The 24,639-nt window shown below is 49.1% G+C and carries 19 protein-coding genes; 12 read left to right on the forward strand and 7 right to left on the reverse strand.

Annotated elements, in window-relative coordinates; all coding sequences use genetic code 11:
* Window positions 1-5: 5 nt before the first annotated feature.
* Window positions 6-164 (forward strand): hypothetical protein, encoded by a 159-nt coding sequence (locus tag HB364_RS29465; protein ID WP_208420141.1) that lies wholly within the window; start codon window positions 6-8, stop codon window positions 162-164.
* Window positions 165-212: 48 nt separating this feature from the next.
* On the opposite strand, the gene HB364_RS29470 is transcribed toward HB364_RS29465, so the two are convergent.
* Window positions 213-1,109: a hypothetical protein gene (locus HB364_RS29470; RefSeq protein ID WP_167292026.1), complete on the reverse strand. Its 897-nt coding sequence runs from the start codon at window positions 1,107-1,109 to the stop codon at window positions 213-215.
* 460 nt (window positions 1,110-1,569) lie between these two features.
* On the opposite strand from HB364_RS29470, the gene HB364_RS29475 reads away from it, so the two are divergent.
* The 4 genes from HB364_RS29475 to HB364_RS29490 all read left to right on the forward strand — a co-directional run bounded on the left by HB364_RS29475 (window position 1,570) and on the right by HB364_RS29490 (window position 8,121).
* Window positions 1,570-4,584 (forward strand): BNR-repeat neuraminidase N-terminal domain-containing protein, encoded by a 3,015-nt coding sequence (locus tag HB364_RS29475; protein WP_167292027.1) that lies wholly within the window; start codon window positions 1,570-1,572, stop codon window positions 4,582-4,584.
* Between the two features lie 96 nt (window positions 4,585-4,680).
* Window positions 4,681-5,706: a low-specificity L-threonine aldolase gene (gene ltaE / locus HB364_RS29480; RefSeq protein ID WP_167292028.1), complete on the forward strand. Its 1,026-nt coding sequence runs from the start codon at window positions 4,681-4,683 to the stop codon at window positions 5,704-5,706.
* A 297-nt stretch (window positions 5,707-6,003) separates the two neighbouring features.
* On the forward strand, window positions 6,004-7,656 hold the full coding sequence (gene pgi / locus HB364_RS29485) for a glucose-6-phosphate isomerase (protein WP_167292029.1): 1,653 nt from the start codon (window positions 6,004-6,006) through the stop codon (window positions 7,654-7,656).
* Window positions 7,657-7,701: 45 nt separating this feature from the next.
* A complete protein-coding gene (locus HB364_RS29490) occupies window positions 7,702-8,121 on the forward strand; it encodes a hypothetical protein (protein WP_167292030.1) in 420 nt (139 codons plus the stop codon).
* Between the two features lie 101 nt (window positions 8,122-8,222).
* Here HB364_RS29490 and HB364_RS29495 read toward each other — a convergent pair whose 3' ends face one another.
* From HB364_RS29495 to HB364_RS29505, 3 genes are all read right to left on the reverse strand, one after another.
* Complete coding sequence (locus HB364_RS29495; RefSeq protein ID WP_208420142.1) at window positions 8,223-8,660, reverse strand: DUF3276 family protein; 438 nt, start codon at window positions 8,658-8,660, stop codon at window positions 8,223-8,225.
* A gap of 120 nt (window positions 8,661-8,780) precedes the next feature.
* On the reverse strand, window positions 8,781-10,616 hold the full coding sequence (locus HB364_RS29500; protein WP_167292032.1) for an ABC transporter ATP-binding protein: 1,836 nt from the start codon (window positions 10,614-10,616) through the stop codon (window positions 8,781-8,783).
* Between the two features lie 146 nt (window positions 10,617-10,762).
* Window positions 10,763-11,767 carry an MBL fold metallo-hydrolase gene (locus HB364_RS29505; protein WP_167292033.1) on the reverse strand — a complete coding sequence of 335 codons (1,005 nt, stop codon included), beginning with the start codon at window positions 11,765-11,767 and terminating at the stop codon, window positions 10,763-10,765.
* Window positions 11,768-11,942: 175 nt separating this feature from the next.
* On the opposite strand from HB364_RS29505, the gene HB364_RS29510 reads away from it, so the two are divergent.
* The 3 genes from HB364_RS29510 to HB364_RS29520 all read left to right on the forward strand — a co-directional run bounded on the left by HB364_RS29510 (window position 11,943) and on the right by HB364_RS29520 (window position 14,545).
* Window positions 11,943-12,404: a hypothetical protein gene (locus HB364_RS29510; protein ID WP_167292034.1), complete on the forward strand. Its 462-nt coding sequence runs from the start codon at window positions 11,943-11,945 to the stop codon at window positions 12,402-12,404.
* Window positions 12,405-12,579: 175 nt separating this feature from the next.
* A complete protein-coding gene (locus tag HB364_RS29515) occupies window positions 12,580-13,107 on the forward strand; it encodes a hypothetical protein (RefSeq protein ID WP_167292035.1) in 528 nt (175 codons plus the stop codon).
* Between the two features lie 118 nt (window positions 13,108-13,225).
* Window positions 13,226-14,545, forward strand: coding sequence for a hypothetical protein (locus HB364_RS29520; protein ID WP_167292036.1), 1,320 nt, complete (start codon window positions 13,226-13,228; stop codon window positions 14,543-14,545).
* Window positions 14,546-14,554: 9 nt separating this feature from the next.
* Here the strand turns inward: HB364_RS29520 and HB364_RS29525 are convergent, their stop codons facing one another.
* The 3 genes from HB364_RS29525 to HB364_RS29535 form a co-directional block, all read right to left on the reverse strand.
* Window positions 14,555-14,938, reverse strand: coding sequence for a response regulator (locus HB364_RS29525; protein ID WP_167292037.1), 384 nt, complete (start codon window positions 14,936-14,938; stop codon window positions 14,555-14,557).
* Between the two features lie 231 nt (window positions 14,939-15,169).
* Window positions 15,170-16,360: a formaldehyde dehydrogenase, glutathione-independent gene (gene fdhA / locus HB364_RS29530; protein ID WP_167292038.1), complete on the reverse strand. Its 1,191-nt coding sequence runs from the start codon at window positions 16,358-16,360 to the stop codon at window positions 15,170-15,172.
* Window positions 16,361-16,509: 149 nt separating this feature from the next.
* A complete protein-coding gene (locus tag HB364_RS29535) occupies window positions 16,510-18,153 on the reverse strand; it encodes a serine hydrolase domain-containing protein (protein WP_167292039.1) in 1,644 nt (547 codons plus the stop codon).
* A 138-nt stretch (window positions 18,154-18,291) separates the two neighbouring features.
* On the opposite strand from HB364_RS29535, the gene HB364_RS29540 reads away from it, so the two are divergent.
* From HB364_RS29540 to HB364_RS29555, 4 genes are read left to right on the forward strand one after another with little or no spacing between them, the layout of a single operon-like run.
* Entirely contained in the window at window positions 18,292-20,145 is a 1,854-nt protein-coding gene (locus HB364_RS29540; protein WP_167292040.1) for an O-antigen ligase family protein, read from the forward strand.
* Between the two features lie 8 nt (window positions 20,146-20,153).
* A complete protein-coding gene (locus HB364_RS29545) occupies window positions 20,154-21,680 on the forward strand; it encodes a transglutaminase domain-containing protein (protein WP_167292041.1) in 1,527 nt (508 codons plus the stop codon).
* Between the two features lie 16 nt (window positions 21,681-21,696).
* Window positions 21,697-23,175: a hypothetical protein gene (locus HB364_RS29550; RefSeq protein WP_167292042.1), complete on the forward strand. Its 1,479-nt coding sequence runs from the start codon at window positions 21,697-21,699 to the stop codon at window positions 23,173-23,175.
* Window positions 23,176-23,192: 17 nt separating this feature from the next.
* Window positions 23,193-24,620, forward strand: coding sequence for a T9SS type A sorting domain-containing protein (locus HB364_RS29555; protein WP_167292043.1), 1,428 nt, complete (start codon window positions 23,193-23,195; stop codon window positions 24,618-24,620).
* The last annotated feature ends 19 nt before the right edge of the window (window positions 24,621-24,639 follow it).

The raw sequence follows: 24,639 nt of genomic DNA on the forward strand, positions 1-24,639 counted from the left end.
CTATTATGTTACTTACTTTAACCCTCCAGGTATTTGTTATTGTATTCGTTATTGCTTTATTGTGGCATATTTTTGAAAAGGCAGGCCAGCCCGGCTGGGCCTCCATTGTGCCCGGTTACAATATCTATATCTTACTCAAGATCACCGGTGTGATCAAAAAATAAGCCCGCCCTGTTTACCAGGCGGGCTCTTCGTTTTCCAGACCACTATACTTATGGAAGGGTGATTTCAATGGTTTTATTCAGTTGTACATTGGTAAGGAGTGCTTTATTATCGCAGTCTCCGGCACCAAAATCAATATAGAAAGCCGCATTATTGATCTTTATCTTCAGTACCCCCTGTACGATCCAATGGCAGGCCACTGGTTTCACAAGTGGCGTTTCTGTATTCTTCACCACGGTGATGCCATTGGCATAGGTTGTTTCAGACCTTCCTTCAATGGTATACACATCATCCCTTACGGTTCTTGTATCCATGCCCTGCACCTGGGTAACTGTTTTGATACCGGCATAGGTGAATCCCCTGCCATTGGGCCAGGATATTTTGCCATTCTGCACCTGTACTGAATATTTAACAGCACCGTCTGCGCTCAGGTTGGTAATGGTCTTAACACCTTCAATGTGTTTCCTGTTTACAAAATAATCCCGGAAGGTAATGGTAAGTACAGCGCCGGGGCGACGTAAAGGCGCTGTATAATGAAGTATGATAGCGCCCTTCCTTAATTTTCCGTCACGGCATATACAGCCGCTGCCGTAATCAATGGTAATTGTTTTAGGAAATGTGGTGTCGTTGGGGCTTACTGTAATCGTAACGCAAGGTCCTATCTTGAAATACAGATCGGCAAATAATTCAAGCCGTGCGCCGAGGTTCACACTACCTGTATTATTAGCAGATTGCAGCGCTACTTCCAGGTCGGCGCCCGCAGCCATGCCTATTTCAGCGGCATCATCATATTCCGCTTCTGCTTCTGCATTTTCCTGGCTGATGACAGCCGCTTCTTCTTCATTGACGGCAGCAGCCTGTTCACTATTATCCTTTTTACAGGAGGTGATGGAGAAAAGGGCAATACAAAGCCCTGCACCGATCAGTGCCTTGAATAATGATTTCATGAGGAAACTTTTATGAGTTAATTAATTGTGCTGATGTAGTGATTAGAAGGTGATCAGGTACATAGGTTTAACGGAACGTTAAAAAAAACCGGGATGCAACCAGCACCCTGCTAAAAGCGATACAAAGGAAATAGAACCCCAGGGTCATCGCACAATATATATACAGGCACGTTTATAACGGGAATTAACACATCGTAGAATTGCGGTGCACCCGTTACAGCATCTACGCGTTTTGATGAATATCAAACTATAAAACACATGCATGATGTTACAACGTTGATGAATAACTACTATAGTAATCTATATAAAAGACTCAACTGCTTGGTATAACACATAGGTCAAACCGGTATAATCATTTTTTAATATGCGGAAGACAATCTGTAAGGTGCTAAAACGTTTTATATATAAGTAATGTGACCTGACCCCCACATTACAGGAAACCCCCTAAATACCCAATCCCATGGAAAGACCTCTACATCAGTGGAGACTAACTGTATTGCTTTTATCCTTGTTTTGCTGTTTATACAGCTTTAAAGTAAGTGGCCAATTAAGCTACACTTTCTCCACCCACAGCGGTACGTTTACCGCTCTTACCAATCCAACAACCATCCTTAGCGGATCATCAGATGACGGCGTAACGAATGTTGCCGACATTGGTTTTTCGTTCTCGTATGGTTGCAATACCTACACACAATTCAAAGCAAGCACCAATGGATGGTTAAGCTTAGGCGACAACAGCATAACCGCTCTTCCCACCAATGCAATGAACACTACCGGCAGCGGGCCGGTCATTGCACCCCTGTGGGATGACTTGCGGACAGCCTCCAACGGCATTACTTATTCTGTGACGGGAACAGCACCCAACCGGGTGCTCACTGTTGAATGGATCTCCATGCGCTGGGACTATCAGGCATCGGGCTGGGTAATATCATTCCAGGCAAAACTGTATGAGACCACCAATGTAATTGAGTTTCATTATACACAAAATGGCACTGCCGTAAACAATGGATCAGCCTCTATTGGTATCAGCGGCGGCTCTTCCGCCACCGACTTCTATTCTGTGAGCGGTTACAGCGCCAGCGCCACCGCAGCTTACGGCACAGCCAACAACAACCTGAATCAAAAGCCTGCCAATGGCACCATTTACCGGTGGACACCCAATGGCATGACTTACACTTCATCTACCACCACCCAGGCTGCCACGGATCCCATATCGAAATGCAATAACCTGCAACAACCCATTATCGGTATACAGATAGTAACCAGTTCATGTTCCCCCCCTTTGAATGTGACATCTTTCAACATCAGGATGAATGGCACCACTACCAACGGTAATGTTTACAACATCCGCATTTATTACACCGGTAATGCTTCGGTTTTTGCACCAATCAATGAGTTTGCCTTCGCCACACCGGCTTCCGGCACCATTACTGTTTCCGGTTCACAGGCGCTGGTTACCGGCACCAATTATTTTTGGGTAGCTTATGATATTAACCCCGGCACACCTACAGGCAATGATTTTGATGCCCAATGTACGCAGATAACGGTGGGAGGCGTTGCCCGGACACCCACCACCACGTCTCCATCGGGTTTACGCGAGATGGCCGATTGCTCCATTGCCCCCGGCGGCATTACCAATGCCAGCTTTTGGGTAAAAGCCAATGCCGGCACTTCCACTACAACCAATAATAACACGTTGAGCACCTGGTCCGATCAGTCAGGCAATGGCCGTGATGCCGCCAATGGCGATAATGACAACCGTCCCAGGTATTACGACAACAGCACCAATAACCTCAACTTTAATCCCGTGGTCGATTTTGATGAAGCCGGTCAGGAGGATGATGATGCGGATTTTATGGACATTGATGACAACGGCGTCCTCTCTGCCGGCAACAATCCCTACGAGGCATATGCGGTGATCGTACCAGGCGTCAATAACCTCACCACGCCCGGGAAATTCCTGTTTGCAGGAGAGGCCGGCACCAATAATTTTAATGCCTTTGACGTAAGGAGCAACTATTCTGTTAATGACAGTTGGGGTATCAATGATCTGGTTGTTCAAAATATATGGGCCGTTGATAGGCCCTGCATGCTAACGTTTGATTATAATTATAACAGACGTGAAACTTTCCGGTCCGGAGGTTCCATTGGTACACGTACAAGTGTGGTACGCACTTCGTCCAACGCCAACAACGCGTTGGGATACCAGCGAACCGCCGACCGGGAGTACTATGATGGAAGCATTGCCGAGATCATTACCTATGCCAATACTTCCCATGGCACTACTACCCGCGAGAAAGTAGAATCTTACCTGGGTATTAAGTATGGCGTTACCCTCGAACACAACTACCTTGCCTCCAATGGCGTCACTGTATGGAACCGGTCGACCAATGCCGCTTATAATCACAATATCATCGGCATTGCCCGGGATGATATCAGCGCTTTATCGCAAAAGCAGTCCAAGAGTACTTCTACTTCCCAGGACATCCTCACCATTTATATTGGCAGCAGTAAGCAAACCAATCAGCAAGCCAACAATGGTACTTTCACCGCCGGCGACCGCTCCTTCTTTATGGTAGGCAGCAATAATGGTTCGCCGCTGGACAGTTATCCCGTATCCACTGCAGAAAAGCCGGCCGGTATTTGCTGCCGCATCCTGCGGGAATGGCTGGTGCAAAAGACCAATTTTACCAATACCAGTGTGAAGCTGGAATTTAATTTCAATTCGATCACCACCGGGTACCTTCCCCTGAATGCAGGCGACCTGCGGCTGCTGGTAGATGCAGATGGCGATTTCAGCAATGCAACGATACTTAATACACCTACTATCACCATTAATGCCGGGTCGGGCATTGCCACCATTACTGTATCTGCTGCCCAGTTCACCAGCAGGCCTTATTTTACATTGGCCTCTGTATCCACGAATACTGCTTTACCCCTGCAACTGAAAGCATTTTCCGGATTGTGCCGGGACCAGTCGGTACAATTGAAATGGACTACTGCCACGCCCAGCCAACCCGATTTTGTGGTAGAGCGGAGCCATGACAGGATGAATTTTTCACCGGCAGGTACGGTTAAAAGCAACGCATCCGGCAACTATACCTGGGTTGACCAGTCACCTTTGCCTGGCACTATGTATTACCGGTTAAAGACCACTAATGAGAACGGTACACCTGTTTATTCTACCATCATCACCGTGAACAGTTGTACCATTTCCGCCATCCGGTTATCCACCGATCCTTTTACCAATGAATCCACGCTGATGCTGCAATTACCCAGGAACAGTATGGCAGAATTCAGCCTGCTTGATCTGCAGGGACGGCGTTTGGAAGCGCCCGGGTTCACCGGCAGGCGCAACCTGGAAAAAGGCGTTCACTATTTACAGGTGCATATTCCTGCTGCTGCAACAGGCCTGTATGTACTGTATGTGACGGTTAATGACGAGCGGCATGTATACCGGATATTAAAGAAATAGTTTTTAAACTTCTTCAATTAATAACCGTCCGGGAAAACCCGGGCGGTTATTTTTTATGCAATGTGCAGTACATTCGCAACTAACTTTGAATGATCTATGATAGTTGACCTTCGCTCTGATACTGTAACCCGTCCTACGCCCGCTATGCTGGAGGCCATGATGAGCGCCCCCGTAGGCGATGATGTTTTTGGAGAAGATCCTACTGTTAATAAGCTGGAAGCGATGGCAGCCAGCCTGTTTGGCATGGAAGCCGCGCTGTATTGTCCTACCGGCACGATGTCGAACCAGGTAGCCATTAAAGTACATACACAACCCGGCGATGAAGTGATCTGTGATCAAACAGCCCATGTGTACCAATATGAAGGTGGCGGCATTGCCTTCAATGCAGGCGCCCAGGTAAGGTTGCTGGACGGCGCATACGGCAGGATCACGGCCGAACAGGTATTGCAGGCCATCAATCCCGATGACGTGCACAAGGCCCGCACTTCCCTGGTATGCCTGGAGAATACCGCCAACCGCGGTGGCGGCAGTTGCTACGACCTGACGGCTGTTGAAGCCATCAGGCAGGTATGTGATGAGCATGGCTTGCAACTGCACCTTGATGGCGCCCGTTTATTCAATGCCCTGGTAGCACGCGGGGAATCGCCCCGGCAGCATGGCGCTTTATTCCATAGCATTTCGGTTTGCCTCAATAAAGGATTGGGCTGCCCGGCAGGCAGTATCCTTATCAGCAGAGCCGCTTTTATTAAGAAAGCCAGGCGCATCCGTAAGGTATTTGGCGGTGGCATGCGGCAGGCAGGTTACCTGGCTGCCGCCGGCATTTATGCGCTGGAAAACCAGGTAGACCGGCTGGCAACTGATCACCAGCATGCCCGCCTCCTGGCAGCCGCACTGGCCAAAGCGCCTTTTACAGCCCGCATCTTACCGGTGGAAACGAATATTGTGATCTTCGAGATCAAAGAAGGCTGGCAGGCCGCACAACTGGCGGCGCGGTTGAAGGAAAATAATATCCTGGCGATTGCTATTTCACCAACCCAGTTACGCATGGTATTGCACCTGGATGTTACTGCAGCGATGGTGGAGTATACAGTGGAGGTGATTGAGAAGATTGCCGGTTCGTGAGGACACGAACCAGGGCATAAAAAAGGGCGGTCCGGAGACCACCCAATGCTACTAAACATAATGAGCTTATTATAACAATTACACCTGTAAAAAACTAGAATAAGAGCACTCGGTTGAGGGCCAGGCGAGCCTTACAACAGTCGAAAAGAATAAGGCGCACTATGAAGGAAGTACTATTTTTTCTTCTAAACAACAGCCGGACCGGGTATTTTAGCATTCTACAGGTTAGCACTTATCCGCTTATAAAGGGGAATATTCAAAACGCTTTGTTTATTTTTGAAATCAATCTAATGTGATATGTTACCAACCATCAAACCACATCGTACCAAGGCCTGGCGCAAGTTAGAAGATCATTATAAGAAAATAAGCCGTACCCATCTGCGGGAATTATTCGCGGAAGATCCTGAGCGTTTCCGGAAGTTCTCCCTGCAGGTAGAGGATATTTTGTTTGACTACTCCAAGAACAGGATCACCGAAAAAACGATACAGTTGTTGCTGGACCTGGCCGAAGAATGTGAACTGGACAAAGCGATTGCCGCCATGTTCTCCGGCGATACCATCAATGCTACAGAAGGACGGGCAGTATTACATACCGCACTGCGTAACTTCTCCGGTCAGCCGGTATATACAGAAGGCAAGGATGTAATGCCCGATGTGCAACGCGTATGGCAACAAATGCGGGGATTCTGCAACCGTGTACACAGCGGCGAGTGGACCGGCTATACAGGTAAGCGGATCCGTTATATTGTGAATATCGGTATCGGCGGCAGCGACCTGGGACCCTATATGGTAACAGAAGCACTGAAACCCTACTGGCTGGAAGGCATGCAGGTATATTTTGTATCCAATGTGGATGCCACCCATATTGCAGAAACCCTGAAGAAGGTAAATGCAGAAGAAACGATTTTCCTCATCGCCTCCAAAACGTTTACCACCCAGGAAACGATGACGAATGCCCATACGGCCCGTCAGTGGTTCCTGCAGGCAGCCGGTGATGAGGCCCATATCGCCAAACATTTTGCGGCCCTTTCCACCAATGAGAAAGAGGTGATCAAATTTGGCATTGACAAAGCCAATATGTTTGGTTTCTGGGATTGGGTGGGCGGCCGTTATTCTTTGTGGAGCTCCATCGGCCTGTCTATCGCCCTTACCATCGGCTATGATAATTTTGAACAGTTGCTGAAAGGCGGCCATTCCATAGACAACCATCTCCGGTCTGTCCCTTTTAATAAAAACATTCCGGTGATCATGGCCCTGGTGGGCTTATGGTACACTGATTTTTATGGATCACAAACAGAAGCCATCCTCCCCTACGATCAGTACCTGCACCGCTTTGCCGCTTATTTCCAGCAAGGCAATATGGAAAGCAATGGTAAGAGCGTAGACCGCAAAGGGAAGCCGGTGGATTATGCTACCGGTCCCGTAATCTGGGGCGAGCCCGGCACCAACGGGCAGCATGCCTTTTACCAGTTGATCCACCAGGGTACTGTCCTGATCCCCTGCGACTTTATTGCACCGGCCATCAGCCATAATCCTATCGGGGATCACCATGCCAAGCTGCTGTCTAATTTCTTTGCCCAGACAGAGGCCCTGATGAATGGAAAAAGCCGTAAGGAAGTGGAACTGGAGCTGGAAAAAGCCGGCAAGAGCGAAAAGGAAATAGACGCGCTGACGCCTTTCAAAATATTCACCGGCAACCGCCCCACCAATTCCATACTGGTGAAGAAGATCACCCCTTATACACTGGGTCAGTTGATTGCTTTGTATGAGCATAAGATCTTTGTGCAGGGCGTCATCTGGAATATCTTCAGCTTTGACCAGTGGGGTGTGGAACTGGGTAAACAACTGGCTAATAATATCCTGCCGGAACTGGAACACGATAAGCTCGTAAAGGGGCATGACGCTTCTACCAACGGCCTTATTAATGCCTGGAAAAAAATGCGGCAATAGTTGTGTAAACCCGGCATTTTGTGCATCCAGCCTAAAAGCCTTTGTATGAAACATGGTATCCTTTTAGTCCTGCTGCTGCCGCTGGCAGCCCTCGCGGTGGCCCAACAGCCTCTTTCATCTGATCTACAGAAAAAGTGGAAGAACCCGCGGTGGTTGTATGTATCACCGTCCGTTAAAGGCCTTGTGCTGCCTTCGCAGGACACCAGTAAGGTGGAACAGTACCGGAAATTACTGGAAGCACAAAGGTTGCACAGCGGCGGACTGGTGACCGCTACGTATTCACACAATACCTCCAGGGGGAAAGTGTATACCCTTACACCGGATAATATGCCCTGCCTGGCGCCTGATAAAAAGGCCGTGGCCGCCATGCCCAATGCCAGCAGGCTGTTTGTCCCGGACAACCGGCAGCAAGCACAGCCAAGGCAACCGATCATCCCTCAGGGAGAAGAAAAGGATAAAAAGTAATTTGCTGTGCCGCAGAGTCCCCTTCGGGAGACGCTGCGGGAAATAAAGGAAATAAAAAAAGCTCCCGGGAGGGAGCTTTTACTATTGTAGGTTGTACATGTTTACCATTTGTCTACTTCATCACCGGCGTCGGCTACTGTTCCGTTGGTGGAAGGAGTAACTGTTGTGGCTACAACGGCGATCACTTCTTCTACCCCCTCTACGCTCTCCGTGTCTACAGCAACATCTTCACCTTCAGCCACCTGGTCGTGGTTATAGGCGTCGAAATCGAAGTTGGGCATCAGGTCAGTTTTCACATAATCCACCGCTTCAGTCAATGCTTTCAGGAACTTGTTGAAGTCTTCCTTGTACAGGAAGATCTTGTGCCTGTCATAACCATTCTCATTGAATTTCTTACGACTCTCTGTAATGGTGATGTAGTAATCGTTACCGCGGGTAGCTCTCACATCGAAGAAGTAAGTTCTTCTTTTCCCGGCCCTGATGCGTTTGCTGTAAACGCTTTCCATTCGTTTGTCATTGTTTTCGTACGCCACAGTCATTTAAATTTTGCAGTTTAATAATTGGCAATTCTACAAAAAAGCAGGCACAAATATAATATTGTTTTGGAACCGACAAAATTTCCGGGCACTTAATTAGTGAATGATTCAAAATAAATTGCGTTAGCCATTTTCGTCAGTCTGCCCTTCCCGCTCCTGTTGTTGTTGCTCATACAAATAAGTGTAATAACCGTTACGTGACAGTAATTCATTATGTGTACCCATCTCCCTGATGGTACCCTCTTCCAATACCACGATCATATCGAAGTCAAATAGAGTAAAAATACGATGCGTAATGATGATAGCGGTCTTATCCTTAAGATACAGGCTGAGGTTACCGAGTATTTCTTTTTCGGTTTTGGCGTCCACGGCGCTGAGGCAATCATCAAACACGACGATCTGCGGATCTTTGATCAGCGCGCGGGCTATAGAGATCCGTTGCTTCTGTCCGCCGCTGAGGGTAACACCCCGCTCCCCGATCATCGTGGTATACCCGCCGTGAAAGCCCTGTATCTCTTTCTCCACGCTGGCATAACGGGCAGCCTGCTGTATCCTTGCCTCCGGCGTTTCTCCCAGCCCGAAACTAATATTGTGGGCAATCGTATCGCTGAAGAGAAATACGTCCTGCGGTACATAGCTGATCTGCTTACGGAGGTGTTGCAGGTCCATCTCACCTACTGGTACGCCATCAATGGTGATGGAGCCGCGGGTAGGATCATACATGCGCAGTAACAGTTGGGCGATGGTGGTCTTGCCCGATCCTGTATGCCCGATGATCGCTACCTTTTGTCCCTTACCGATAGAGAGGTGGAAATGCTTCAGGGCCTGTATTCCCGTATTGGGATACACGAAATCCACCTGGTCAAATACAATATGCCCTTCCATGGGAGGCATCACCGGTTGGGGAGGATTGTTGATCACAGGCTGCGTATCCAGGAACTCATTGAGCCTTTTCTGGGAAGCGGCTGCCCGCTGGATCATGCTGGCCGTCCAGCCAATAGCGCTTACCGGGAAGGTGAGCATGTTGATATACATTACAAATTCAGCGATCGTGCTGATGGTTACATCATGGCTGCCATAGACAGCATAAATGCCGCCGATCATGATGGTGAACAGGGTACTGAGGCCGATAATGAGCGTCATGGACGGAAAGTAGATCGCCTCCATTTTGGCCAGCCCGATGGCATTGCGTTTATAATCTTCGCTGTTCTTATTAAAGAAACCAAACATAGCATCTTCCTGCACGAAGGACTTGATGACGCGGATGCCGGAATAGGATTGCTGTGCATTGGTGGTGAGATCGGACAGCAGTGATTGTATGTGCTCACTACGCTTATGAATAACATTATTGACCGCGTAGATGGTAATGGCCAGTATAGGCAGCGGCGCCAGCACATACAAGGTTAGGAGCTCATCTTTTTTGACCATGTAGTACAGCGCCAGCCCGATGAGGGTAACCAGGTTGATCAGGTACATAATGGCCGGCCCGGTGAACATACGCACCCTGCTCACATCTTCGGATATGCGGCTCATGAGGTCGCCGGTATTGTGCGTTTTATAAAAGTTGATATCCAGCTTCAGGTAATGCTGGAACACTTCATTCTTCTGATCGAATTCTATGTGGCGGCTCATCACGATGATGGTTTGCCGCATGAGGAACATGAAGATCCCGCGGATGAGGGCCAGCACCAGGATGGTAATACCGCACAGCGCTACGACGGAGATGCCTTTGTATTGTTCGGCAAAACGAATGAACCAGTTGACGAGCCAGTCATACTCCGGGTGGAATTTTTCTTTCGCAGCTATGCCGAATGAACGTTGCACTACTTCAAACACATAGCCGGTAACCTGGGGTGCGAGAATAGCAAAGTAGTTAGACACCACAATGAAGAGGATACCCAATACCAGTCTCCAGCGATACTTCCAGAAATATTTGTTAATAGCCTTTAGATGCTTCAAGATTCATGATTTACTACTGTAGAAACTTACGTCCCTAATAGGGAGGATTGCAAAGATAGGGAGATAGCGGCGAGTGGTAATTGGCGAGTGGCAAGTGGTCAGCGCTCAATGGCAAGCGGCGGGTTGTATTCCCCACTAGCCACTTGCTACTTACCACTGGCTTGCTCCCACCAGTGATTTACATACTCCTCCCCTGTTACGGTGATGGGTTCGCCGGGTTGGGGCGCCAACAACCGGATATGTTTTTCCGCGGCTGTTTTGAGCAGCGTTTGAATGGGTTCTTTCCAGGCATGAAGGGCCAGGTTAAACGTACCCCAATGAATGGGCATGAGCAGCTTTCCCCCTAATGCGAGGTGTGCTTCCGCAGCATGAACAGGCCCCATGTGGATATCGGGCCAATAGGAATTGGAAGCCCCTATTTCCAGCATGGTCAGATCGAAGGGTCCGTAAGCCTGCCCGATATCGGCAAAGCCGCTGTACCAGCCCGAATCGGCGCCATAATAGATGTTGTGGCGGCTGCTCCGGATAGCGAAGGAAGACCAGAGGGTGCGGAACCTGTTGTGCAGTCCCCTGCCCGAGAAATGACGGGCAGGCAGCGCAGTAAGGGTACAATCACGCCCGATGGTAACCTGCCCGGTCCAGTCCATTTCCGTGATGCGCTTCCTGTCTATTCCATATTGCTCCAGGTAGCGTCCCACCTTTAAGGAACAGTAAAAAGGTACTTTACCGCTTGCCAGCCAACGGATGGTGGCCGCATCCAGGTGGTCATAGTGATCGTGGGAAACAATGATGGCATCCAGTGGCGGCAGGTCTTTTAAGGCAATGGGAGGCGCAAAGAAGCGCCTGGGCCCCAGGAAAGCCGCAAAGGAAGCGCGGGAACTCCATACAGGATCGGTGAGAATGCGCAGGCCGTCTGTTTCTATGAGCAGCGAGGAATGACCGATCCAGGTAATCCGTAAACCAGTGGCCGGTGGTGTGTCGTAGATACGGAGATCCGTGGTAAAGGGTCCCGGCAGGTGTTTGGGAAACGATTCATTTTTATTGAACAGGTAGGCCATCAGCACTTTGGCCATGCTGCCCGACATCACGCCGGTAGGTACAGGGTTCAGGAATTTGTCCCCCTGTTTACGGGCTGGTTGTAATAGACTCATGTTACAAAGAAATGCTTTTTGGAAAACTTCTCCGGAAATGGGAAAGGTTTTTGGGCGGCCTATCTCCTAATTTATTCATTTACAACTGCCTGCATTTTGGTACGGCCCTTGTTTTACCTGGCATGTTCACGAGAGCAATTAAAACATAAACCTGGACAGTTTAAAGACGGACATTATGATCACTAAGTTTTTCACACAACCGGACACATTGGAATCAACCAGCGAATTCAAACAACAGATCCTGGCATTGGGCTCGGCCTTGTTCTTTACGGAAAATGAATCATTGCTGAAATTACCTGTACACGTTATTAATAATGTGCAGATGGATGATGACAACCAGATCTGGTTCATCATTCAGCGGCCTACCCAGGCCCTCACCGAGTTTGATGCGACCTTACCCGCCAAGTTGGAGTTCTTTAAGAAAGGGATGCCTTATCATATCAAGGTAACTGGCACCGCCTTTATCGTTGATAGTACCACCAAAGTAGAAGCATTGGCTGGTAGCAATAGCAAGGAATTGGTAGCCATATGCGTTAAGATCCGTACGATCGACTATTTTGAAACAGTTACCAAACCAGCACAGAACCGGAACTGGTTACAGCAAAGCAAGCAACAACTGAGCAGTTTGTTTTCATAATTAATAAGGTTTGCAATGTAAGTTTATCGCCGGCCCTCGTGCCGGCGATTTTTATTGTATAGCAGGCATGTGCGGGTTGAAAAGCGCCACCGGGTAACCCTTTTGAGGTATTGGCGGGAGCCTGATCGCCGGGTAGTTTTGGGGTTTCTCTACCACCACTAAAACATACCATTTTATGAAGCAAACAGGCTCCCTGCTAACCGTTTTGTGCATCATCGCGATGACAATGACCCATTGTAAAAAGGGCGATACCGGCCCGGCAGGCCCTCCGGGCACCGCCAATGTTACTTATTCCGAGTGGTTTACACCCAATCCCTATATCAAGGATACCGTATTTGGGGTATGGGGATTCAAGTACAATAAGAGCGCCCCGGCCATTACACAGCAGGTACTTGACAGCGGCACGGTGCTTACGTTTGGTAAACTGCTGGGCTATTCCATTTCTATCTGGCCTGCGAATGTGGTGCAACAGTTGCCCATCCAGCTCACGTATAATGTAGGCAACGTGACTACTGATACCTGGAGCGCCAGGCTTACACCCGGCAACCTGCAGATCCGTTTTGTGAATGACAGGAATACTTACACATCCATTGCCACCCTACACCAGTTCCGGTATATCATTATTCCGGGTGGAACGAAGGGTGCACGGGTAGCGCAGCGTACTTATGAGGAGATCTGCCGGGAATATCATATACCGGAGTAACATTTCAACGATTGTTACAATCATTCAGCCCTGCTACTTCATCATTTCGGCAGGCATACAGGCGTTGGCGATAAAATCATCCCCAACTTTAGGCCTTAAAAGCCTAAAAGAACAAGCCATGAAAATGAGCACCTGCTTCATCAGAACAATGACCGTACTATTTCTTGTCCTTGCTTTTTGTCTTCATTTTACCGCTTGCAAAAAGGGGACAGGACAGGAGACCAGCCAGCCAACTGAACCTATTACCACTGAAAAGGGAGTGACTACTGGCGCCCCCGCTACCCAAATGATCGGCGCAGCGGGCGGAGTACTTTCCAGCCCTGATGGCAAGGTGAAGATGACGATTCCCCCCGGCGCTGTGACCGTAAATACAGCGTTCAGCATACAACCCATTACCAATACCTTGTATGAGGACGATGCTTCACGCGTAGCCTGGCGTTTGCTGCCCGAAGGAACGGTATTCGCTAAACCCATCGAAGTAGTATTCAAATACGATGATGCAGATCTGGCAACAACAGTGGAGGATTTTATGACCGTATCCTGGCAGGATGCCAACGGTCATTGGAAAGTGGAGCCTGCCTGGTTAAACAAGCAGGCAAAAACACTCACGATAGAAACTACGCATTTCAGCGACTGGACAGTAACAGGAGGGTTTGAATTGAAGATGGAGAAGGAGATACTGAAGCCAACCGAAAAATCAAAGATGTGGGTAGTGAGTGTTGATGAGGACGACCTGTTAGCTCCTTTAAGCATTACCGCCGAAATGGATGGCAGCCTTACAGCCCTGGGCAACTGGAAAATTATCCAGGGTCAGGGTTCACTCGACGCTATTAAAGGCGGCCGGAAGGGCTTTGCCTATTCTGCCCTTTATACAGCCCCTGCTGCGGTAAACGGCCGTATGACCGTAGTAGTTACCATGGAGGTGGAAGGATTTAATAAGATTAAAGATCCTTCTGCACCCGGGGGCGTAAGACAAACCGGCAAAATGATCCTGTTTGGACGACTAATAGTAAGCGAGAATTTTATGACCGGCACCCTGGGAGGCATCCCTTTTGGTTTTTTCGGTGACGAGGTTATTGCCACCGGGCTTAGCAACGCCATGCTGATCAGGGGAAATGACGGCAGTGGCGAAGTAGCTATTACCGTTAGTGCCAGTGGTGCAGGCAACTATCCCTGCGGACAGATCATCCTGCCCGGAAAGGCCGGGATCAATATCGGGGATGCCGGCGGAGCATGGCTGGGTTATGCACACAGTTATTTTGCATGTGGAACAGGAGATCTAAAATACTCCCCTGCTTCTGTACAGATCATCAAATGGCCGGCAGTTGGCCAGTCGGCCGAAGGACGTTTTTCAGGCCCCGTGTATACCACCGATGGCACCTGTAGTCCCCAGCCAAAAGAGCTGGAAGTACAGTTCAATGTTGTAAGAAGCAGCTAAATACGCCTGTCAGGCAACCGGTTGATGCCCTGCGATGCTTAATAAGGCCTTGCGAAAGTCTAAGGCAGAAGCGTCCTTCGCAACAAACCCATCTGCTCCAAAACAGGCATAAGCGCCCTCACCGATCCGCTCCATGGAATGGAAAAGGATCCTGATAGCCGGCCAGTTCTTCTTCAGGTTCCTGGCGGTTTCGAAACCGTCCATAACCGGCATGTTGAGATCGAGCAGGCATATATCGGGGATATCGCTCTGGGCCAGTTTGTCGAGGAATTCCTGGCCGTTCTCTGCTTCCATGACCACTTTATAACCAAGGATGGACAGGCGCAGGCGGGCGCTTTCACGCATGAAAGTGCTGTCATCTACAATTGCAACCGTTAAAAGGGGGTTCTCCATGTAATTAGCTGATATTAGGTTTTTAAATCAGTACCGGGGCACGCCTTAAGAAAACAAGCTAATAGAATGCCTGACAAAAGAGATTCCCGGAAGATTGTGGGTATTAATGGAATTCAGCTAATGACTGGTAAGGCTTTTTACTTAGTCTTCGCCATAACAGGTGCTCCAACAATAAAAAAAGGCTGCCTCCATTAGTATTGAGGCAGCCTCCTTATCTCATGCTGGTGCATTTTAGTTCATGATCATACCATGTGGGTCAATGACGAATTTTTTGGCGGCGCCCTTATCAAAGTCCCGGTACCCGCGTGGAGCGTCTTTCAGCGAGATGACTTCTACATTTACCGCTTTGGCGATCTGCACTTTATCAAAAAGGATGGCGTTCATCAAGGGGCGGTGGTATTTCATGACGGGGCACTGGCCGGTATAAAAAGCATGTGATTTGGCCCAACCCAACCCGATCCGGATGCGCAGGCTTCCTTCTTTGGCTGCTTCTTCTTTAGCGCCGGGGTCGCCGGTTACATACAGACCGGGAATGCCAATAGCGCCCCCCGCACGGGTTATGGCCATAGCGGTATTGAGTACAATAGCCGGCTGTTCGGTACCGGTTTCCGTACCATGACCGCGGGCCTCGAAACCTACACAATCTACAAAGCTATCCACCTCCGGCGAACCAGTGATGGCGGCAATGGCATCCGGCAACGGCGTTTTACTGCGCAGGTCAATCGTTTCACAGCCAAAGCTTTTAGCCTGTTCCAGGCGTTCTGTGATCATATCGCCTACTATCACCACCGCAGCCCCCAGGAGATGACAGGACGCAGCACAGGCCAGTCCTACAGGGCCTGCCCCGGCAACATACACGATGGCCCCGGGAGCAACCCCTGCAGTTACCGCACCATGAAAACCGGTAGGAAAGATATCGGACAAGAGCGTGAGGTCTTTTATTTTATGCATGGCCTGGTCCTTATCCGGGAATTTGAGCAAATTAAAATCAGCATAAGGCACCATCACATATTCGGCCTGGCCGCCTACCCATCCGCCCATGTCCACATAACCGTATGCGGCGCCGGGACGGGACGGATTTACATTAAGGCATATACCCGTTTGCCCTGCCTTACAATTGCGGCAACGGCCACAGGCAATATTAAAGGGAACCGAAACCAGGTCGCCCACTTTAATAAACTCCACATCGCGGCCCACTTCCAGCACCTGGCCTGTGATCTCATGCCCTAATATCAATCCTGCAGGAGCCGTGGTGCGCCCCCGCACCATATGCTGATCGCTACCGCAAATATTGGTGGAAACAATTTTAAGAATTACACCGTGTTCACATTTCCTGGACCCCAACTCAAGTTTGGGATATTCGATTTCCTGTACAGCTACTTCGCCGGGTTTAAGGTAGGCGACACCGTGATTCTGGCACATGGTTTAATTATTTTCAGTGATGGCAAGTTGTTCAAGCACTCACTAAAATTAAAATGACCCTATGCCGGGGCAGTCTACTTTATTATTAAAAAAGTAAACAATTTTTCACCGGGTAGTGTATTCACCCTTTTTTATAAGAAAGTATCCTATTAAATCCTGTCATACCGCAGGTGTAATACCCTGCCGGAATTGATCTCAAATGCAATGATCTTTTTTTGGGGATCGCGGATAAAGCGAATATGGTTCATCCACCAGTGCGGGCTGGTAAACTGGTCGGGCGCTATGTATTTTAACGGTACACTGGCATATTTGCGGTGTTCCAGTGTTAACTGGCCGTCTTTGTAAGTGATGTGATAAAAGCCTTCTGTTTCGGCGCCATAGTATTTGCCGGCAAACTCCCCCGTAACCTGCTGTGCCGTTTTGGGTTGTCTTTTGTAAAAATACAAGGTAGTCGGCAGCTCTACTTTCAGCTCCATGATGGAATCGCGCCTGGTATTTTTTTCATCCAGCACCCACACCCCTTCCGATGTTTTATACCTGTTGTTCCCTTCTGCTACGATGGTGATTCCGGGGGATATTATACCTATTGTGTTCCGCCTGCATAATTTACCGTTTTGCCAGATTATTTCAACGAGGTCACCACGTTCAGTATAATATTTCCCCGGCAATTTCTTCAGGAGTACACTATCGGTGAATCCCGTCTCTGCCGGTTTGGGTTCTTCTTTGTTGGCCTCTGTTATAAATATATCGGCTACACGGTTGGAAAGCCCTTGTGCATTCGCCGCCCCGAAGTTGCTAAAAACAACGATCCCTAATTGTTTTTCCGGAAAACGGCAGGCATAGGTACGGAAGCCTGCATCCCCTCCTCCATGGCCGATCTGTTGCCAACCCTTGTTTTTGCCGATGCCTATCCCAAAAGCATAGGCCAGTTTTCTGCCATCATTCAACACGCCCACCTGGTACATTTTTTCTACCAGGTCTTTACCTCCTACTGTACCGGTTTCATAATTGTTCAGCCACTTTACTTCATCCAGCACGGTCGTAAACAAGCTGGTGGCCCCTACTGTTGAATAACTCAGTACAGCATGCTGTAACTTTCCGTCTGGCCGGGGACCATATGAATAGGCACGGCCGGGAACGATCTCCGTGTAGTTGTCGTGAAAATGCGTATCGTTCATGCCCAATGGCTCAAAGATATGTTTGGCGGCATATTCCCGCAATGTGAGGCCGCTTACTTTGCGTACAATTTCTGCCATGAGCGTATAACCCGTATTACAATACATCCACTCGTCGCCCGGATTAAAGTTCAATGCTTTTTGTTTTGATACCAATTTAATGACATGTTCCTGTGTGATGACATCATCCAGTTGCCAGCCGGCAGCGGCCAGTAATTGCCATTGATCGCGCAAGCCGCTGGTATGGTAAATAAGATGACGGATGGTGATCTTTTGTCCGAAGTCGGGAACATAATCAAGGTGTTTCCGGATGTCATCGTCGAGGGAAAGCTTGCCTTCCTTTTCCAGCAACAACATGCAAAAAGCCACATATTGCTTCGATTCGGAGGCTATATGGAATATGGTGTTGGGCGTAATGGGGACCGCATATTCCAGGTTAGCCTGGCCATATCCCTTCTGAAAAACCACTGCACCGTTTTTTACTACCGCTACCGCACAGCCCGGCGTAACAGCCGTATAGACTTTAAAAACGCTGTCTATTTTCCGGGTTATAGAATCGGACAAGGGCTGCGCCGCCACACAGGCTGGCAACAGCAGGCAAAAAAGGATGTTTTTCATGAGCAGAAGGTAGCGATTTTTCTCTAATAACACGATTGAACCGGCGGCAGGGAACACTCCACTTCAGGACAGTGCAGGATGGTATATGACAGGTTTTCAATAAATTACAATAGCCTAAACTAACGCTGAACCTGTCATATGAAAAAGAGTATGTCGTACAAGTCTTACTTGTTTGCACTCATTACTGCTATTGTACCTGCTCTTGCCTTAATTACTATCCCTTTATATGGTCCTGCTTCGCTCTCCGCTTATTTTTTCCTGCAAATAGCCATTGCCCTGTTACTGTTAGGATGGGGCCTGCTGGCCTTACCAAACAATATAACTCCGGCAGTGAACCGCCTTCCACTCCCGGTGTTGTTTTTCGCTGGCTGGTTGTTAGTGCTGCTGTTGCAGGGATTACTGACCAGGCAGGCAGTTCCCCTGCGCGTGGAGTTGTGCGTGGGCCTGGGCCTGTTTTTATTGGTTACCTGGCTGCTTGTTGAAAACAAGGGCCTGGCTGTACGGCCATTGATTGTATTCATAGCGGCCACAGCCGGCCTGCAATCACTGACCTGCCTGCTGCAAGGCGCCCGTGTTCTCCCCTCCTTACATCCTTTTTTCCCGGTAACCGGTACCTGGGTAAATCCGAATGTTACCGCTATGTACCTGGCGATATGTGTACCCCTGTTATTGTATATGATATGGACTATGCCGGGAAAAGGATACAAACTATTCGGATGGGCCACTTTATTGTGTATAACCGCAGCGCTTATACTGCTGCAATGCCGTACCGCCTTTATTGGCGCCGTCCTTGCTGCCGGTTATTTTTTCTGGCACCGCAAGCCGGCAGCACGTTATGCCTATATACCAGTGCTTAAAAAATTGCCCAGGTGGAGCCTGGCAGTAGTCATCATCTTACTATGCGGCGGGCTACTGGCAGCACTGGTAGCTACTAAGTCGAGGTCGTCTTACAGCAGGCTGCTGATCTGGAAACTATCGGGTTCGATGGTAGCCGAAAGACCGTTTGCCGGTTATGGCACCGGGCTGTTTGAAAAAGAATATAATTCCCGGCAGGCAGCCTATTTTTCCCGTAACCAGGGTACAGCCATTGAAAAGGAGGTGGCCGGCTTTGTGAACATGCCTTATAATGAATACCTGGAACAGCTTATAGAAGGCGGCCTGCCGAAGTTACTGTTATGGATAGCCTTCCTGGTATCGCTGTTTCTTATTAACAAATCAGGTGTTCCGGAAGCACCGCGCGGTGATGCCTCCCGGGCCAGGCCGCCCGATAATGAATTGCTGCTGCCGGCAAAGGCAGGCGTCCTTTGTTTTGCCGTGATGGGCCTGTTCAATTTTACCCTGATGGCGTTGCCTGCCGCCTGTATGCTTATGATTTATGCCGGCATTATAGCGGCACAGCCCACTACCCTTTCGGTACCGCTGCGCGGCATCGCCAAACTGCACCGGTACCGGCCAGCGGCCTTATTGATAGGGATAGCCGGCGGCTGTATGCTGTATTATACCCGTGCTGAAATGACCGACTATAGCGCTAACCGGAAAGCCACCAGCCTTATCAAAAAGAAGCAATACGCCCAGGCCCTTTCGCTGCTGCAGGCGAAACAGGTGGAATTACCTCAGTCGGCCGCTTATGCCCTGAATAAGGCTACTGCCTGGCAGGCACTGGGCCATACAGATAGTGCGATCGGGGTGCTGCAAAACGCCCTTCACTATTCATCCGATCCGGCTTTACTGACCCAATTGGGACGGGCCTATAAAGACAGGCAGCGATTTACAGAAGCAGAAGCCGTATTTAAGCAATTGCATTATATGGAACCTGCCCGGCTGACGCCTTTGTATGAGCTGATGCTTTTGTACCAGTTGTGCGGCCGCCCGAAAGAGAGCGCCGCAACAGCGGCTATTATCCTGCAACAGCCGGCAAGGATAGAGAACAGCAGCAGCAAGGCCATTAAAAAAGAGGCAGCGTTATTGTTAACCCATCTAAACCATCCCTAAAGCGCATCATGTTGAAAAGATTGTGTTATTACCTGATCCTGTTGTTCCCCGTGGCTTCCCTGTGCCAGCAACGCTATCCCGACAGCGTAGAAGCCGTATTGCGGCAATCGAACGGGCACAGGGCCGAACTGGAAAAGGCGATTGATCATTTCAAACGTTCAGGCGATTCCCTGCAATTGAAAGCTATTTATTTCCTGGTGAGCAATATGGATGCCCATTATTCGGCCAGTTACTATTGGGTAGACAGCCTGGGCCGTAAGGTGGCCTACAATGAGCTGGACTACCCGGATTTTGCGGCTTCCATACAGGCATTCGAAGCGCTTAAGCGGCAACATAAAAAGTTATCTCCCCGGCCTGTGGTATACCGGGATATTGATACGATACAAGCTGCTTTTTTAATTGACAATGTGGAGCGGGCTTTTGCAAGCTGGCGCGCCAACAGCATAGGCCATATTTCCTTCACCGATTTCTGCGAGTATGTATTACCCTACCGCATGAGCTTTGAACCCCTGCAAAACTGGCGCGGTCTTTATAGCAGCCGGTTCAAAAACCTGTACCCTGCGCAGCCCAACGGCATTACCGACACACTTTGCCTGGATATTGGTAACGATATTAAAAAATGGTTCACGAATGTATATGGCATTGAACAAAAGAAAGAGCCTTTGCCAAGATTAGGGGCCATGCAGTTACTGCACCGGAAGAAAGGAGCCTGCGAAGATATTGCAGACCTGACAGGCCTGATATTAAGGGCCAATGGTTATGCGGCCAGCATAGATTATATACCGGCCTGGTCAACCGCCAGCGGGTTGCATTTTCTGAATTATACGTATCCTACGATTGCTGTAAAGAACCATTTTGATGCTGCCGAAGCAAGTTTTGTAGACACCTTAAGCAGGGAGCCCGCCAAGGTGATCCGCACCACTTATTCCCGCCAAAAAAATGTGGCCGCCAGCTTTGCCGATACTTCCCAGATACCGGAAGGTTTTATGCGGCTAAAGAATTATAAGGACGTAACACCCGAATACTGGGTTACGCAGGATATAGCCGCCAGGCTGTTTGCCCTGAAGGGTATGCGGACATCACTGGCCTTTGCAGCGGTATGGAATTATTTCCAATGGCGGCCGGTATGGTGGGGCCGGATCAATAATAACAGTACGGTATTCAGCAATATGTCGCGCGGGGCCATTTACCTGCCGATGTATTATGTGAAAGGTCAACTGGTGCCGGCCGGCTGGCCTATTGCTGCCGGTTATGATAATACCCTGGTGCTGCAGCCCGACACCCTGCATACCCGTACCATCCGTATTAAGGAGCAAAACCCCTATTTGTTGTTCCGTACCGGTAAAAAGTATACGCTGTACTGGTGGGGAGGCAAATGGAGAAAGGCAGGCACGCGGGTAGCCAGCGCCGATACAAAGGAGTTTGAGTTTCCGGCTATCCCCATGAATGCACTGTTGTTGCTGGTACCGGAGTATTCACAAAAGAAAGAACGTCCGTTCATTGTTACTGCCACCGGCGAAAGACGATGGTTTTAATTAAAATAACTATAACATGAAAGCCTTATTCCGAACTGTATTAATCGTATGCACCCTGCCTGCCACTGTAGCGCATGCCCAGTCTATTGCACCTGAACTCATCAGTGGTTATAATCCATCTATCGTAAGCAAGGTATATGAGATCAATAAACAAACACCTTTAAGCAACCAGCAACAGGCAGCGCTGGCGAGGTTGTTACAGGAAAGGGACAGCACCGTTACTCAAATGATACTCCAGCAGCAACCAGATTCGGTCATACTCGCCCGCAAAAACGGGTTTGAGCAAAAGATCTACGCGCTGGCCGAAGTAAAACAATACAATGATACGCTTATTGCCCGAAAGGCCCGGGCACTGGCATCAGCAGATCTGGCCTCTCTTTCCCAATACCACCGGACCGGCCCTTTAACGGCCACCGGGCTGGGCGATCTTCTTTTTGCCAGGTACCAGCTTATTATTGCCGATATGATACAGCGGCCCATAACTGCGCAAGCTACCCTGCAAGCCGTTAGCCAGCTCAATGCGGTGATCCACAACAAAACAGACAGTGTTATTAGCGCCGCCTATGCGTACAATTACCTGCGGCAACTGGATGCTATTAAGAAGTTGCCGGATACGGTAAAAGGAAAGATCGCTGAACGCTTTGCCAGGCTGGGCCGGGGAAGAGAACTGACAAGGGCGGAACGCATGGAGGCCGCTTTGCGCAGTTTTGTAGCCGACACAGCTATCTATGCACGGCTGTATAAAAATGAGATACAAAGACAGGCCCGCCTGCTGACACAGGCTGAAGTAAGGCAGTATGCAAAGTACAAACCATCCAAAGAATGCCACGATGAACTGATCAGGTTAGCCGATCAGAAGAATTATGAACTGGCGCTGACCAGCGAAACGTATAGCCAGTGGCCCGCTAAAAGAGATAGTATTTTTTACCAGACCTGCCACTTGTATGATTCCCTGATTGAACGTTCGTTGTATAAAGACGGGGCCCTGATCAATGCCAGCTATTTCTCTGCGGCAGTCAGGATGCGCAAGCTGTTGAAGCTGACGAATACACAGGTAGACAGCCTGCTGGATAAAGGGCTCACTTTAAACCGGCTGCGGGATTCAGTATGGCGCATCAGCCCGCTGGCGCCTTTTGACAGCAAGGATTACGAGAACCAGCATATCAGCCGCATCCTGACAGAAGACCAACTTGCCCTGTTGCTCACCTTCAAATACCAGCATGATGCGGAGACCAATGCACTTAATGACTGGAAGGACCTTGAAAAGAGAGGGCTTACCAGGGATATGAACAAGGAGGTAGTGGTGCGGCAGCTTACCAGTTATTATATCCAATTGAAATCAACTTCCAGTATGTATGCGTACGACCTGGAAAAGCAGACTGCCTATTCAAGGAATATCCGCGATAATATGCCCAAAGCACTTAAAATTTTACAATATGCCAGAAAGAATAATGTGACCAGCGCATCTGCTCAAAATTTAAAAATTGAATGGTAATCCTTAAAACTTATCACATGAAAGTACTTTACCTGCTCAGCGCATTGCTGTCCCTGGGATGGATAGCCACTGCACAAACATCTAAGTCTTCCTTTCAAAAAGATTCCCTGTTCGTATTAGGATCCAGGTACCTCCGTGGAAATTTTGTAGCCCCTGATGAACAAAAATCGAAGGCTTATTTACTGGCGTCTGCCAAAACCGGTAATTATTTTGCCATGAACCTGCTGGGGGACCTGTACGCCATGAAAAAAGATCCGAAACAGGTACAGGCAGACAGTGCCATTTATTGGTATACGCAGGCTGCCGGGCTTGGATCGGGCATTGCCTTCCACAAGCTGGGACGCATTTACCATGAAGGACTGTATGGCACTGCACAGGATTTTGGGATAGCCGCCCGTTATTTTGCGGCCGGCATGAAGCTGGGTGATGCCAACAGTAAGAATATGGTGGCCTATTACCACTATAAGGGCCTTCACCAGCAACAGGACTATACTACCGCCTTTAGTTTGTACAGGGAGCTTTCGATACAGGAAAGGCATAAAAACGCCATGTACTTCCTGGGTATCCTGTACCGCAATGGCTATGGCACTCCACGCAATGCCGACAGCGCCCGGTATTGGTTACAACAGGCGGCGGGTAAACATTACCTGCCTGCTGTGAATGAATTAAAGGCCAAAACACCGGAAAACCCGGAAACAGCGATTATACTACCAGTAAAAGCACAGCCTATAGCCGGTAATACGCTGTACAGGCGTATCAGGCATAACGTACAGGAAGCATCGCTGCCCGGTACTTACACCGGCTTTGCTGCCCGTTATGACTGGAGCGGTCAATATATTGTTAGTGTGTTTCCTTTACAGGTAAGCATTAAGCGGGAAGGCAAAAAGGTGACCGGCGCCTGGATTGAAGGCACAGATACAGCCTTGTTACAGGCAGCACTTACAGACAGCAACCTCGTATTCAGTAAAACGGAGTATAGCAAGCTTGAGCATTATACACCGAGAGGGCCCGAGGCCTGGCAATTTAACAATGCCCGCTTAAACCTGTTGCTTCAACCCGACAGCCTGTATATAGCCGGTAATTTGCAATTGTATAGCCTGGCCAGGAAAGAGCCCGGCCATCCAATGTATGTATACCTGTCGCGGGCTGCTACTGCTGATGAAAAAGCGATCACCCATGCCAGCAGTATCCTTGATGTGCGTGCGGCGCCCAACCCTACTACCGGGTTACTGAAGGTAAACTTTACGATCACCCGCACCCAAAAGGTGAGCATTACGGTGCTGGACCTGCAAGGCAGGCCCATCCTGAAAGAAGAAGCAGGTTTCCTGGCTGCCGGCACTTACCAGCGCGACCTGATGATCTCTTCCAAAGTAGCGCAGGGCGCGTATGCACTGGTGGTGCAGGCCGGCCATGCTACCAAACAACTGATGATTGTAAAACAATAGATCACCCTACAACCGCATT

Source organism: Paraflavitalea devenefica, from assembly GCF_011759375.1.
Taxonomy (GTDB): domain Bacteria; phylum Bacteroidota; class Bacteroidia; order Chitinophagales; family Chitinophagaceae; genus Paraflavitalea; species Paraflavitalea devenefica.